The 14362-nt window shown below is 71.5% G+C and carries 9 protein-coding genes; 8 read left to right on the top strand and 1 reads right to left on the bottom strand.

The features are described 5' to 3' along the window. The first annotated feature begins 91 nt into the window (after positions 1-91). From ACZ4D5_RS12365 to sbnA, 6 genes are all read left to right on the top strand, one after another. Positions 92-1231 carry a cytochrome P450 gene (locus ACZ4D5_RS12365; RefSeq protein WP_467772289.1) on the top strand — a complete coding sequence of 380 codons (1140 nt, stop codon included), beginning with the start codon at positions 92-94 and terminating at the stop codon, positions 1229-1231. Positions 1232-1348: 117 nt separating this feature from the next. Next, on the top strand, positions 1349-3298 hold the full coding sequence (locus ACZ4D5_RS12360) for an AfsR/SARP family transcriptional regulator (RefSeq protein WP_467772288.1): 1950 nt from the start codon (positions 1349-1351) through the stop codon (positions 3296-3298). 536 nt (positions 3299-3834) lie between these two features. Next, entirely contained in the window at positions 3835-6084 is a 2250-nt protein-coding gene (locus tag ACZ4D5_RS12355) for a non-ribosomal peptide synthetase (RefSeq protein ID WP_467773009.1), read from the top strand. A gap of 4 nt (positions 6085-6088) precedes the next feature. Continuing rightward, on the top strand, positions 6089-7078 hold the full coding sequence (locus ACZ4D5_RS12350; RefSeq protein WP_467772287.1) for a TauD/TfdA family dioxygenase: 990 nt from the start codon (positions 6089-6091) through the stop codon (positions 7076-7078). Positions 7079-7107: 29 nt separating this feature from the next. Further along, the gene (gene sbnB, locus ACZ4D5_RS12345; protein WP_467772286.1) at positions 7108-8145 is read left to right on the top strand and encodes a 2,3-diaminopropionate biosynthesis protein SbnB; all 1038 of its coding nucleotides are present in this window, start codon (positions 7108-7110) and stop codon (positions 8143-8145) included. Positions 8146-8160: 15 nt separating this feature from the next. After that, a complete protein-coding gene (sbnA, locus tag ACZ4D5_RS12340) occupies positions 8161-9159 on the top strand; it encodes a 2,3-diaminopropionate biosynthesis protein SbnA (protein ID WP_467772285.1) in 999 nt (332 codons plus the stop codon). Here the strand turns inward: sbnA and ACZ4D5_RS12335 are convergent. Further along, a complete protein-coding gene (locus ACZ4D5_RS12335; protein WP_467772284.1) occupies positions 9141-9509 on the bottom strand; it encodes a hypothetical protein in 369 nt (122 codons plus the stop codon). The genes sbnA and ACZ4D5_RS12335 overlap by 19 nt on opposite strands. 346 nt (positions 9510-9855) lie before the next feature. Here ACZ4D5_RS12335 and ACZ4D5_RS12330 point away from each other — a divergent pair, with 346 nt between their 5' ends. After that, on the top strand, positions 9856-10071 hold the full coding sequence (locus tag ACZ4D5_RS12330) for an MbtH family protein (RefSeq protein ID WP_467772283.1): 216 nt from the start codon (positions 9856-9858) through the stop codon (positions 10069-10071). Positions 10072-10237: 166 nt separating this feature from the next. Next, positions 10238-14362: condensation domain-containing protein (locus ACZ4D5_RS12325; protein ID WP_467772282.1), on the top strand; the 4125-nt coding region annotated here is incomplete at its 3' end.

Genomic DNA, 14362 nt, shown 5'->3' with positions numbered 1-14362 from the left:
ATGAATGAAAACGAAGCGATAGATGCCAGGTCCATCGTGGCGGGTGGTGAGCTGCGACGGGGAGATTCAAATGATGCGGAATTCCGGAGACATGATCGAGGAGCTGCCGGTCGGCCCTCTGCCCATTCCCTGTGACCCCGACGACACGTCTCCCGTTCGGTGGGTGCACATGCCGAACGGCGTGGGGGTCTGGGCGGTGTCCGACTACCGCCTCGCCCGCCAGGTCCTCTCGGACCCGCGGTTCAGCCGTGCGGCCGCCGTCGCGCCGGACGTGCCGAACCTGGCGAGTATCGACCCGTCGCCCGACTCCATCGTCAGCCTGGACGGCAGAGCGCACGCCCGGCTGCGCAGGATCGTCGCCGGCGCCTTCACGGAGCGCCGCATCAGCGCTCTGCGCCCGTTCGTCGAGGCGCGCGCGACCGAGCTCCTGGACGCGCTCGCCGCGGAGGAACAGCCGGCCGACCTGGTCTCCGGGCTTGCCGCGCCGTTGCCGCTCAGCGTGCTCTGCCACATGCTCGGCATCCCCGACGTCGACCGCGAGAGCTTTCGGGAATGGGTGCCGGTCCTCTTCGATCTCGACGGAGAGAGCGCGGCCAGTCGGACCAAAGCGTTCCGTATCGCCGAATACATGACGAGGCTCATCAACCGCAAGCGCCGCGAGCCGGGCGAAGACGTCATCAGCGCGCTGATCCAAGCTGCCGACGAAGAGGGAAAGCTGACGAACCGTGAGCTTGTCACGCTGTCCCTGGCGTTGCTCATGGCCGGATACGACTCCACCGCCGATCAGATCACCCTCGCCTTCTTGAGCCTGCTGCACGACCCGTCTCGCGCCGCAGCCCTGCGCGCCGACCCCGGCCTCGTCCCCGCCGAGGTCGAGGAAGTCCTGCGCGCCAATCCATCGGCGCCCGTCAGCTTCAGCCGCGCGGTCACCGAACCCGTGCGGCTGGCGGATGTCACCATTTCTCCGGGGCAACCGGTCCTGGTATTCCTCATGGGTGCCAATCGCGCTGAGCGGGATTCCGGAAAGCAGGCAGGAAACCCCCATCTGACCTTCGGTCACGGCGTCCACCGCTGTCTGGGCGCCTCCCTGGCCCGGCTGCAACTTGCCACGGTCATCCGCCTGACCCTGGATCGCTTCCCGCACCTTGCGCTCGCCGATGACGTCGACGAGCTGCGCTGGAAGCCGGCCGCGGCGACCCGGGGCCTCGCGGCGCTGCGCGTGCGCTGGTGACCGGGATGTCGAACCGTCCGCGCACCAGCGAATCCCCCCGCTCTCCCGCGTGAACGGCATGCCTATAGTGATCCGGTAGTTCCACTTGCGACGGGGGTAACAGGGTGGATTTGGGGGATGATTTGCATGGCTTTCTATGATTCCGAGCATGAGACCATGCACGAAGCCACGCACGAAAGAATCGCGATAAGAGCTCTGGGCGCCCTGTCGGCGACGGTCAATGGGCACCCTGTCGTGATAGCGGGACCGCGGCAACGCACCATCCTCGCCATGCTCGTGCTGGCATGGGGCCGAGTCGTCTCCGTGGACAGCCTCGTGGACGCGGTGTGGGGGAACCGGCCGCCCAACACGGCACGCACCCAAGTGGCCATCTGCGTCGGGGCCTTGCGCAAGGCGTTCCGCGCGGCACGCATCGAGGACCCGGTCATCCAGACCACCCACCCTGGATACCGCCTCCTGACGCAGGTGTGTTCCTTCGACGCCCGTGACTTCGCCGCCCTCACCGCGGAGGCCGCCGAGGCCGCCAGGCTGGGGCACGAGGACGAAGCCGTCGGGCTGTACCGCAAGGCCCTGGACCTGTGGACCGGTCCCGCGCTGTCCGGCGTCGCCGGGCAGGTGGTGGAGGACGAGGCGACGCGTCTTGAGGCAGAGCGGCTCGCCGCCTACGAGGCGCTGTTCGACGCGGAACTCGCCCTCGGCCGGCACCAGGAGGTGCTGCCCGAGCTGTCGGCGATGGCGGACGACCAGCCTCTGCACGAGAAGCTGCGGCACAACCTGATGCTCGCTCAGTACCGGTGCGGGCGGCGGGCGGAGGCAGCGGAGGGCTTCCGGACCTGGCGCAAGCGGTTCGTGGACGAGATAGGCATGGAGCCGAGCGCCTCGATCCACCAGCTGCACCGCGCCATACTCCAGGACGCTCCCGAACTCTCCCTGCGGGGCGAGGAGCCGCCCAGGCCCGGCCGGCTCCTCGCGCCGGCGGAACTGCCCCCCGGCGTAGCGGACTTCCTGGGCCGTGAAGCCGAGCTCGCCGCGCTGGACACCCTGTTGCCCGAGCCGGTCGACGGGCGGCCCGCCGGCGGCACCGCGCCGTGCATGGCGATCGTCGCCGGCACCGCAGGCGTCGGCAAGACGAGCCTCGCCGTGCACTGGGCGCACCGTGCCGCGCGGCACTTTCCGGACGGAAACCTCTACGCCGACCTCTCCCAGTACGACTGGACGCAGGGATCCGCCACCGTGCACGCGCTGCTGAGCCGCTTCCTGCGGGTCCTCGGCATCGCGGCGGAGCTGGTCCCGGACCGCCTCGACGAGTGCGTGTCGCTGTACCGCAGCCTGCTCGCGGAGCGACGCGCCCTCGTCGTCCTGGACAACGTCCACGCCCTGGCGCACATCCAGCCCTTCCTGCCCGGCTGCGGCCGCTCGCGGGTCGTCGCGACCACCAGCGGACGTCAGGACCCGATGGCCGTGGGCCGCGGGGCGGTCCGGGTGGACCTCGACCCGCTGCCGGCCGCGCAGGCCGCGGAGCTCGTGGCGGGGATCATCGGAGAGCGGCGGGTCCGCGAGGACCCGCTGGCCGTACACGAGTTGGGGCGGCTGTGCGGTCGGCTGCCGCTCGCGCTGCGCGCCGCGGCGGGCCGCCTCGTGGCCAAACCCCACTGGTCGGTGCGGCGGCTCGTGTTCCGCCTGGCCGATGACCGCCGGCGCCTCGACGAACTCAGCGCGGGAGGAGTGGAGGTGCGGGCGGGTTTCTGGCGCGGCTATCGCAGCCTGCCCGAGGCGGCGGCCCGGATGTGCCGCATGCTGGGCCTGCTGGACGCGCCCGAGTTCACCGCCCGCGTCGGGGCCGCCCTGCTCGCCGTGGACCCCGTGGAGGCGGAGGACGCGATGGAGCAGCTCTTCGACGTCCATCTGCTGACCGCGGTCGGCGCGGACTCCGGGGGAGACCTGCGGTACAGCTTCCCCGAACTGGCGCGGCTCTTCGCCCACGAGCGGGCGCTGGCCGAGGAGTCCGACCAGACGCGGCAGGCGGCTCTCAGCCGTCTCCTGTGGACACAGCTGGCGAGCATCTAGCCGTGCCGGAGGCCGGAGCACACGGAATGCGCGGGCGGGGCGGGCGGCTCGCGTCACCTCAGTGCCGAACGGTTGCCCATCGATATCCCGCTGATAAGTGCGGCGCCTAGCGTCCTGTGCGTCATGGGGAAGTGCGGCCGCTGCGCAGGGACGGCGGCCGTTCCGTGGAAGTGGCTGTGTGCAGGAAAGGTTCTGGTGTGGAGACTGCGCCATCGGCGTTCTGGCAGCGCGTGCTCACGGGCGGCGGTTTCACACCGCTGCCCCGCTGGCCGGAGTGCACGGCCGAGCCCGTCGGCGCGGTCGGCCACGCCGTACGGCACGACTCGTCCGGCGCGACGGCCGGATGGCAGGCAGCGGTGCCCGAGCGCACGGCACAGGCGCTGAGGGGCCTGTGCGAGCGGTCAGGGGTGTCCCTGGACACGGCCCTCCTCACCGCCTACGTCAAGGTCCTGGCCCAGGTCACCGCTGACCCGGTGGTGACCTTCGGCTGCCTGCTTCCCCCGGCCTTCGGCGCGCAGGGCCCCGTGCCCTGCCGGATGCCGGTCGGCCACGGCACCTGGGCCCAGCTCCTCGACGAAACGGTCCGGAACCAGGCCGACGTCGTACGCCACTTGGCGGCCCTTCCCGAGGAGCAGGGGGCCGGCGCCCTCCACGACGCCCTCTTCGTCACCGGCAGGGCTCCCCGGGCGGGGGACCTCGCGGCGGACACCGTGCTCGCCGTCGGCCTGGCCCGGGACGGCGATGCGTCGACGCTCGTGCTCCACCACCGCCCCGAGGCCGTGGGCCCCGACCAGGCGGGCCGCTTCGCCGGGTACCTTCTGGCCGCCCTGGACGCGCTGAGCGACGGGCCGGACGAGGAGCACCACGCGTGGAGCCCCCTCACCGACGACGAAGTGACCCACCAGATAAGGGACTTGGCCGGCCCGGAACGGGAGCTGCCCGACCGGCGCGTCCACGAGCTCATCGAGGAGCAGGTGAGGCTGCGTCCCGACGACGTCGCGGCGGTCCACAACGGCACGTCGTGGACCTACCGGCAACTCGACCAGCGCGCCAACCGCGTGGCTCACGCCCTGATCGGCGCCGGGCTGCGCGCCGAGGACGTGGTCGCCGTGGTCGCCGAGCGCGACCTGGAGTGGCTCTCGGCCGTGCTCGCCGTCTTCAAGGCGGGCGGTGTCTATCTCCCGGTGGAGCCGCAGTTCCCCGCCGACCGCGTCGCGGGCATGCTGGAGCGCAGCGAGTGCCGCCACGTGCTCACCCGGCGGGGCGTCTCCCGCGGCCTCGACGAGGCGCTGGCCCGGCTGCCCGGGGTGCGCGTGGACGACCTCGACCGCCTCGCCGACCCGGCCGCGGGCCCGGACACCGCCCCGCGGGTACCGGTGGCCGCGGGCCAGAGCGCGTACATCTACTTCACCTCGGGCTCGACCGGCACGCCCAAAGGCGCCGTGTGCGAGCACGCGGGCTTCCTCAACCACGTCCTCGCCAAGATCGACGACCTCGGCATCGCGGCGGGCGGCGCGGTGGCGCAGACCGCGCCCCAGTGCTTCGACATCTCCCTGTGGCAACTCGTGGCCGCGCTCGTGGCCGGCGGGCGCACGGTCATCGTCGACCAGGCGGCCGTCGAGGACGTCGGGCGCCTCGTCGACACCCTCGCGACGGAGCGCGTCGAGGTTCTGCAGGTCGTGCCGTCCTACCTGGAGACGATGCTCACCGAACTGGACCGCACACCGCGTCCGCTGCCGTGGCTGCGCTGTGTCTCGGCGACCGGCGAGGCGCTCAAGAAGGAGCTGACCGAGCGCTGGTTCGCGGCCTTCCCCGATGTGGCGCTGGTCAACGCGTACGGGCTCACCGAGACCTCGGACGACACGAACCACGAGGTGATGCGGAGCGTCCCGGACGCCGCGTCGGTGCCCCTGGGCCGGCCCGTCGCCAACGTACGCGTGTACGTGGTCGACGAGTCACTGCGGCCCGTCCCGCTCGGTTCACCGGGGGAGATCGTGTTCTCCGGCGTGTGCGTGGGCCGTGGGTACGTCAACGACGAGGAGCGGACCCGGGCCGCCTTCCTCCCCGACCCGCACGTCCCCGGAGCGCGCCTGTACCGCTCGGGCGACATCGGGCGCCGACTGCCCGGCGGCAGCCTGGAGTTCCTCGGGCGCCGCGACGCGCAGGTGAAGATCCGGGGCTTCCGCATCGAGATCGGTGAGATCGAGAACCGGTTGCTGAAGGTGTCCGGCGTGCGCGACAGCGCCGTCGTCGTGGTCGGCGCCGACGGCGCCAAGCAACTCGCGGCCTTCTGGACCGGCTCGGCGGAGCTGACCGCGGACACGCTCTCGGGGGCGCTCGGGGAAACGCTGCCCACCTACATGGTGCCGCGCCACTTCCACCGCTTGCCCGAGCTGCCGCTCACCGGCAACGGCAAGACCGACCGCAAGGCGCTCACCCGGATCGCCGCCGAACGGGGCACGGGGCACGGTCAGTCGAGCGCGGGGAACTGCGTCGGCGAGCCGCCGGGCACACGGGCCGAGCGACGGCTCGCGGCGCTGTGGGCCGAGGTCCTCAAGGTGCCGGCCGAGCGGATCGGACGCGACGCGGACTTCTTCGGCCTCGGCGGCACGTCACTCACCCTGGTCCGCCTGGCCATCGCGCTGGACCGCGCGGTCTCCCCGCGCGAACTGCAGGAGACCCCGCGGCTCGCGGACCTCGCGGCGCTCCTGGACAGCCGTGGCACCGGGGCCGCGGCACGCGACGACGCGCCGACGGCGCCCGACAGCACGAGGACGGTCGACTGATCCCATGACAGACACCACTTCGACCCCCGACACGCTCCCCGACGGCTCCCGCCTCGTCGTCGGCCAGGGCCGCACGCCGCTGCTCGTGCCGGCCGGCCAGGACGTGCCCGCGAAGGACGTACGGGAAGCACTCACCCGGCACGGCGCGGTCCTCGTCCGAGGCCTCGGTCTCACCGGCGCCGCCGACCTGGCCGCCGTGGCACGCGCGCTCGACGTGACGCCGATGCGCGAAAGCGAGCGTTTCGCTCCCCGCGACGACCGGGGAGACGGTGTGTACTCCGCGTCGCTGTGGCCGGTCGACGAGCCGATGTGCATGCACCACGAGCTGAGTTACGCCGCCGAGTTCCCCCGTATCGCCCTCTTCGCCTGTCTGCGCGCGCCCCGGCACGGCGGCGCCACCGGCGTGGCCGACGCGCGGACGGTCCTCGAAGCCCTGCCCGCGGAACTCGTCGCGCCCTTCGAACGGGACGGCTGGCTGCTCGCCCGGCACTACGGAGACGTCGGCATGGGCTGGGCGGAGGCGTTCGGCACCCGCGACGCCGACGAGGTCTCGGCGTACTGCAGGGAGCACGCCGTCGATCACCGGTGGCTGCCGGACGGTTCACTGCGCACCGTGCAGCGCAGGCAGGCCGTCGTCCGGCACCCCGAGTCCGGAGAGCGCCTCTGGTTCAACCAGATCGCGTTCCTCAACGAACTGACGATGGACCCGGCGGTCAGGGACTACCTGATCTCCCTCTACGGCCCGGACGCACTGCCCTTCACCACCCGCTACGGCGACGGCAGGGCCATCCCGGAGTCCGTGGTCCAGACCCTCAACGACACCTACGCGGCCGCCACTTCGAGCGAGCCGTGGCAGGCAGGCGACGTGCTCGTCGTGGACAACCTCCGCATGGCGCACAGTCGCGAGGCGTACGAAGGGGAGCGCGACGTCATCGCGCTCTTCGGCGACCCGACACGGCTGCCCGGACACGTGTGGCCCGAGACGACCGACTGACACTCCAGGAACCCTCAGGGAGCCTTTCCATGCCCGAGCAGTACGCGGCACCTTCGTTCTCCGTGATCTCCGGGGCCCAGGTGCAGCACGTCCTCGACGGCCGGCACCGGGAGGTGGTCGACCTCATCGAGGCCGCCTACCGGTGGCACGGCGAAGGACAGACCGTCAACCCGCCCTCGTACTTCCTGCGGTTCCCGGACCGGCCGTCGTCCCGCATCATCGCCCTGCCCGCCTCGGTCGGCGGCGACGCCCCCACCGACGGCCTGAAGTGGATCTCCAGCTTCCCGTCGAACGTCGAGCGGGGCATTCCCAGGGCGTCCGCGGTGCTCATCCTCAACGACCACGACACCGGCTATCCGCTGGCGTGCCTGGAGAGCTCCATCATCAGCGCCGCGCGCACCGCGGCGTCCGCGGCGCTCGCCGCGGACCGGATCGCGGCGGCCCGCGGCGGCCGGCCGACCAGGATCGGGTTCTTCGGCGTGGGCCTGATCGCCCGTTACGTCCACGCGTATCTGGCGGGCACCGGCTGGACGTTCGAGGAGATCGGCGTGCACGACATCTCCCAGGAGCACGCCGCGGGGTTCGAGGACTACCTGCGCCGCGCCGGCGAGCCCGGACCGATCACGGTGCACGACGACGCGGAGGCGCTGATCCGCTCCTCGGACCTGGTGGTCTTCGCGACGGTGGCCGGGACGCCGCACGTCACGGAGCCCGCCTGGTTCGCGCACAACCCGTTGGTGCTCCACCTGTCGCTGCGCGATCTGGCTCCGGAGGTGGTGCTCGCGGCCACCAACATCGTCGATGACATCGACCACTGCCTCAAGGCCGACACCTCTGCGCACCTGGCCGAACAGCAGGTGGGCCACCGGGAGTTCGTCGACGGCACGCTCCACGACGTACTGACCGGCAAGGTGCGTCCGGGCACCGAACGGCCGGTCGTGTTCTCGCCGTTCGGCCTCGGGGTGCTCGACCTGGTGCTCGGCAGGCACGTCTACGACACCGTCAAGACGGCGGACGAGCTGCACGTCGTCGACGGCTTCTTCCACGAGATGCGACGCTACGGCTGAGGCGGGGAGGCCCACGTGCCGGTCATCTCGGCGCCCCAGGAGTTCAACCAGGACGACTTGTACGTCGATCTCGGTGCCGTGCTCGGCATGCCTCTGTTCCTCAAGTGCGAGGGCTTCAACTTCACCGGATCCGTCAAGCAGAAGGCCGCGGTGGAGATGGTGGAGGCCGCCGAACGGGACGGCCTGATCGCCCCGGACTCCGTCCTGGTGGAGTCCTCGTCGGGAAACCTCGGCATCGCGCTGAGCGTCATCGCGGCCGCCAAGGGCTACCGCTTCGTCTGCGTCACGGACTCCCGCTGCAACCTGGCGGCCAAGCGCCTCATGTCGGTACTCGGCGCCACGGTGCACACCATCACCGAGCCCGACGAGGACGGTGGCTTCCTCGCCGCGCGCATCAATCACGTGCGCGGCCTGTGCGCGGCGGACGACCGGTACGTGTGGCTCAACCAGTATGCGAACACGGCGAACTGGCGGGCTCACTACCGGCACACGGCGCCGGCCGTCGACCGGGCCTTCCCGGACCTCGACGTGCTGTTCGTCGGGGCGGGCACCACGGGCACGCTCATGGGGTGCGCACGCTGGTACCGGGAACACCGCCCGGACGTACGGATCGTGGCCGTGGACAGCGTGGGTTCCGTGGCGTTCGGGCATCCGCCGGGGCCGCGCATGATTCCGGGGCTCGGCTCCGGCCTCCGACCGCCCCTGCTGGACGAGGAGTTCATCGACGAGGTGATTCACGTGCCGGAGCGGGAGACGGTGCGGATGTGCCATCGCCTGGCCGGGGGCGGATTCCTCTTCGGCGGGTCCACCGGAACCGTGGTGAGCGGCGCCGGGCGGTGGCTCGACGCGACGCCCCGGCGGACCGGACTCGTTTGTGTGGCGATCTCGCCGGACATGGGCGAGCGCTATCTCGACACCGTCTACCAGGCGAACTGGGTGGAGGGGGTCTACGGCCGCGAGGCGCTGGGACCGGCGCGGCCGGAGCCGACGGAGCGTCAGATCAACTGGATCTGACCTCGTTCGGTCTCGCCCAGGGTGGCCGAGTAGCAGTACGAGGCGCGGCCGGTGGAGAGCAGCGGAGCGTCACGCACGCCCGCCACGTGGGAGGAGTGGCATGCCGCGAGGACCTCCGGGCCCTCGATGTGCCGATCCACGGCCCTGGCGTACAGCTTGCCCGCCGACGCCGCGTCCTGCGGGGTCAGTTCGAGCAGTTCGGCGCCGCCGCGGTCGACCAGGTTCTGCACGGCCGTACCGACGACGGTCTGATGGGATTTCGTGCAGAGTTCGTCCCAACAAGTGCGCATGGCGCAGGAAACCGCGAAGGTGACCGCGGGTATCACGAGTCGGAATTCTCCGGCGGTCATGGCCGCTTTGACGGAGGACGCGGCCGATGAGTGGCCGACCGCGATCTCGTACAGGGCAAAGGAATCGGGTACTGCGCACCCATCTGATGTTCCCAGAAGGTCTTGCAGTTTCACTGATGCTCCCCTCGGTCGCAGGGCAGTTTGTGTGATGGAAGGCAAAGGATAGCTTCCGGAGGCGGCGAGAAGACCCTCGAAGGCGAGTGGTGATCGGTGAATCACCGGGCGATAAGGAAGTGATGAAAGCCCGTGATGAGGTGGGTTCAACGGGCTTGTGAGCACTGCCGAGCCAGGTGCGGGGGCGCCTTCCCCGCGCCGTAGGACCCATTATCGAGAACGAGGTTGTGGTGTGACGAACCCCTTTGAGAACGCCGAGGGAAAGTTCCTTGTCCTCATGAACGACGAGGAGCAGTACTCGCTGTGGCCCAGCTTCATCGAGGTGCCCGAAGGCTGGCGGACCGTACTTGAGGAGACGGACCGGCAGACCTGTGTCGACTTCATCGAGAAGACCTGGACCGATATGCGGCCCAAATCCCTCAGGGATGCGATGGACGCGCACGCCTGAGGAAGGCATGTCGAGCCACGGCGGGTCACTCACGGCGTGACACCCGCCCTGGCTCGATTCTCTTTCCTCCCCGCCTCCAGTTCTTCCCTTTTCCCCTTTTCCTCCCGTCGTTCACAACTCATGGGGCAGGTAGCAGGTGTCTGACGCTCAAGCCGTTCGTCGACCGTTGTCCGCTGCGCAGAACGGTGTCTGGTTCGCCCACCAGCAAGGGCTCACCGACCTCGACTTCAGCCTCGCGCAGTGCATCGACATCCGTGGTGCGGTCGACGCGGACCTCTTCAGGACCGCCGTCACCACGGCCCTGAACGAGGCCGAGGCCCTGCGCGTCCGGTTCACCGAGGATGCCGACGGCGTCTGGCAGACGCCCCTGCCCGTCCCGCACGACGCCCTGACGCTCCATGACGTGTCGGCGGAGCCCGACCCGGCCGAGACCGCCCTGCGCTGGATGCGCGAGGACCGCGCCCGCCCCGTCGACCTCCTCGCGGAACGGCTGTACCACGTCGCCCTGTTCCGCCTCTCGCACGACCGTCACCTCTGGTACACGCGCGCCCACCACGCAGTCATCGACGGCCACGGCGCCAACCTGTTCACCCGCCGCGTCGCGGAGAGCTACACCGCCCTCGCGGCGGGCCGCCCGTGCGGTGACTCGGCCTTCGGGACGCTCGGCGACCTCCTCACCGAGGACGAGGAGTACCGCTCGTCGCCGGACCTCGCCGAGGACCGGGCGTACTGGGAGGCCCAACTCGCCGACCGTCCCGCGCGGTTCAGCCTCTCGCGCCGCACCGCCACCTCGCGCGGTTCGTCGCTGCGCGCCACCACGCGCCTGGCCACCGCACTCAACGACGACCTCGTCGCCGCCGCCCGCGCCGCCCGCACCCACTGGTCCGTGGTCCTCACGGCCGCCGTCGCGCTGTACGCGCACCGGATGACGGGCGCCGCCCGCGTCACGCTCGGTTTCCCCGTCACCGCCCGCGTCACCCTCACCGCCCGGCGCACCCCCGGCATGACGGCGAACGTCGTCCCGCTTCGGCTCACCGTGACCGCGGACGACGACTTCGGACAGCTCGTCGAGCGCACCACCCGGGCCGTCAGGGAGGTGCTGCGCCACCAGCGGTACCGCCAGGAAGACCTTCAGCGTCACTTCGCCCCGTCCCCCGACGCCTCCGGCTCCTTCGGCCCGATGGTCAACATCATGGGCCTGGAGGACGGCCTCACCTTCGGCGAACACTCCGGCAAGGTGCTCAACCTCGGCAACGGGCCGCTCGACGACCTGGCCTTCGACGTGTACGGGACGGCGCGCGGCGAACAGCTCGTCATCCACCTCGACGGCAACGAGACCCTCTACACCGACGACGAACTCACCTGGCACCTGGCCAGGTTCGAGCACACCCTGGCCGCGGCCCTGGCCGAGCCGGACCGCGCCGTCGGTGAGCTGGACGTGGTGCCGGCCCAGGAGCGACGGCTGATCCTCGGCACGTGGAACACCGCGGCCGGCCAAGAGCGGCCCGTGGCACCGGCGGAGCGGATCGAGGAGCAGGCGCGGCGCACCCCGGACGCGCCCGCGGTGATCGCGGAGGACGGCGTTCTCTCGTACGCGGAACTGAATGCCCGCGCCAACCGGGTCGCCCGGCTCCTCGTCGAGCACGGCGCCGGTCCTGAGCGCACCGTCGCCGTGACCGGGGCCCGGTCCACCGAGTGGCCCGTGGCCGTGCTCGCGGTGGCGAAGGCCGGCGCGGCGTGCCTGCTCCTGGGACCGGACGCCGACGCGGACGCCGATGCCCTGGCGGCGGTGCGTCCCGTGTGCACGCTCACCACGGCCCCGGCGCTCGGCGCGGTCGCCGGGCCCCTGCCCCACGTCGGCCTGGGGGAGCCCCACACCGAGGAGGCCCTGGCCGAGAGGTCGGACACGGACCTCACCGACGAGGACCGCACCGCGCCGCTGCGGCCGTCCCACCCCGCGCACGTGAGCCACCCGACGGGCCTGATCACCACGTACGCGGCTTTCGCGAACCAGCTCTCCTGGATGCGGACCCGCCACCAGCAGGGCCCCGGCGACCGCGTCCTGCCGCACGGCACCGTCACGCCGTGGGAGTGCCACTGGGCGCTGGGCGACGGGGCGGCGCTCGTCATCCCCGGCGAAGCACCGACCCCGCACGACGCGGGCCGTGCCGCCGCCACCCTCACGGCGGAGATCAGCACACGGCGGATCACGGCGCTGCGCACCACCCCCACCGTGCTCGCGGCCCTCCTCGCCCACCTCGACGAGCCGGGCGCCGACGCGTGCGCTTCGCTGCGCACCGTGGTCTGCGACGGGGAACCCCTGCCGGCCCATCTCGCCGCACGGTTCCGTGCCGTGCTGAGCGGTGTGGCCCTGTGCACCGCGTACAGGCCGGCGGAAGCGGCCGTGCACGCCACGGCCGGGGACGGCGAGACGGCGGCCGAGCCCGGCGCCCCCTCGATCGGCGGGCCCGTGCCCCACACCCGGGCGTACGTCCTGGACACCGCGCTGCGCCCGGCACCCGTCGGCGTGGCCGGTGAACTGTACGTGGCGGGCGCGCAGGTGGCGCGCGGATACGCAGGCCTTCCGGCGACGACCGCCGAGCGTCTCGTCGCCGACCCGCATGGAGCACCGGGCGAGCGGATGTACCGCACCGGTGACCTCGCACGGTGGCGCGCGGACGGCACCCTCGAACGTGTCGCCGCAGCAGCGGAGTTCGTTGACAGGGCCGACCTGCATGCGGACCTGGGCGCTGCCGAAGCCGTCGTGGCCGCCCACCCCCATGTAGGCCAGGCAGCGGCCGTCGTCCGCGCGGACGCGGACGGAACCACCGCGACGACCGTCTACGTCGTGCCGGCGGCCGGAGCCGAAGCCGATCCGGAGGCGATCCGGCGCCACGCGGCCGAGCGGCTCTCCGAGACACAGACGCCGACGGCCGTCGTCGTGCTCGACGCGTTCCCCGTCACCGCGGAACACACCCTGGACCGCGTGGCACTGCCCCTGCCGGCCCCGGTACGCGTACCGGCCGGGCGCACCGCGCGCACGCCGCGCGAGGAGGCTCTCTGCCGTGCGTTCGCGGAGGTCCTCGGTGTCGACGTGCCCGGCATCGACGTCAGCTTCTTCGACCTCGGCGGTCAGTCCTTGACGTCGATCCGGCTGTTGAGCCGGGTCCGTACGGAGCTCGGCGTGGAGTTGCCGGTGCGCGCGCTGTTCGAGGCTCCCACCGTGGCCCGGCTGGCGCGGCGTATCGACGAGGCGGAACAGGCCACCCGTGTCGGTCTGGTGCCGATAGAGCGGCCCGAACGGCTCCCGCTCTCCTTCGCGCAGCGCAGGCTGTGGTTCCTCAACCGCCTCGAAGGCCCGGCGTCGTCCGCGTACAACATGCCGTTCGCCGTGCGGCTCACCGGAGCCCTGGACCGGGGCGCGCTTACGGCGGCCATCGGCGACGTCGTCGCCCGGCACGAGAGCCTGCGCACCGTCTTCCCGGAAGGGCCGGACGGCACACCCCACCAGAAGGTCCTGGGCTCCGACGAGATACCCGCCGACCTCCTGGGCACCGCCTGCGCGAGCGCCGACGAGCTGGCGGACGTGCTGGCCCGGACCGCTGGGGAGGCCTTCGACCTGGCCGGCGAGCTCCCTCTGCGCTGCCGTCTGTTCACGCTCGGCGCGACAGAACACGTCCTGCTCCTGGTGCTGCACCACATCGCGGGCGACGGCTGGTCGATGGTGCCACTGGCGCGGGACCTGGTCGCGGCCTACGAAGTGCGCGTGGCGGGGGAGTCGCCGGACTGGAAGCCCTTGCCGGTGCAGTACGCGGACTACACCATGTGGCAGCACCGCACCCTCGGCGACGAGAGTGACCCGGACAGCCACATCTCCCGCCAACTGTCCTACTGGGCAGCGGCATTGGAAGGCCTCCCGGAACACCTCGACCTCCCCGTGGACCGGCCCCGCCCTGCGGTGGCCTCCCACCGGGGCGAGAGCGTGCCGGTCGAGATCCGCCCCGAGACGCACAAGGCCCTGGCCGCCTTCGCCCAGGAGAACGACGCCAGCCTGTTCATGGTGGTGCAGGCGGCGTTTGCGGTGTTGCTCTCGCGGATGGGTGCGGGGGTGGACATCCCGATCGGTACGCCGGTTGCCGGGCGTACGGATGAGGCGCTGGACGATCTGGTCGGCTTCTTCGTGAACACGTTGGTGCTGCGTACGGATGTGTCCGGTGACCCCACCTTCCGTGAGCTGGTGGAGCGGGTGCGTGAGACGGATCTGGCGGCGTACGCGCATCAGGATGTGCCG

It is taken from the genome of Streptomyces sp. NPDC025651 (assembly GCF_055558735.1).
This window is presented reverse-complemented; position numbering and strand designations above follow the sequence as displayed.

Excerpts from the sequence above, each read along its gene's own strand:
- ACZ4D5_RS12365 (WP_467772289.1), top strand. The coding sequence starts at position 92 with ATGATCGAGGAGCTGCCGGTCGGCCCTCTGCCCATTCCCTGTGACCCC.
- ACZ4D5_RS12360 (WP_467772288.1), top strand. The coding sequence starts at position 1,349 with ATGATTTGCATGGCTTTCTATGATTCCGAGCATGAGACCATGCACGAA.
- ACZ4D5_RS12355 (WP_467773009.1), top strand. The coding sequence starts at position 3,835 with ATGCCGGTCGGCCACGGCACCTGGGCCCAGCTCCTCGACGAAACGGTC.
- ACZ4D5_RS12350 (WP_467772287.1), top strand. The coding sequence starts at position 6,089 with ATGACAGACACCACTTCGACCCCCGACACGCTCCCCGACGGCTCCCGC.
- sbnB (WP_467772286.1), top strand. The coding sequence starts at position 7,108 with ATGCCCGAGCAGTACGCGGCACCTTCGTTCTCCGTGATCTCCGGGGCC.
- ACZ4D5_RS12335 (WP_467772284.1), bottom strand. The coding sequence starts at position 9,509 with ATGACCGCCGGAGAATTCCGACTCGTGATACCCGCGGTCACCTTCGCG.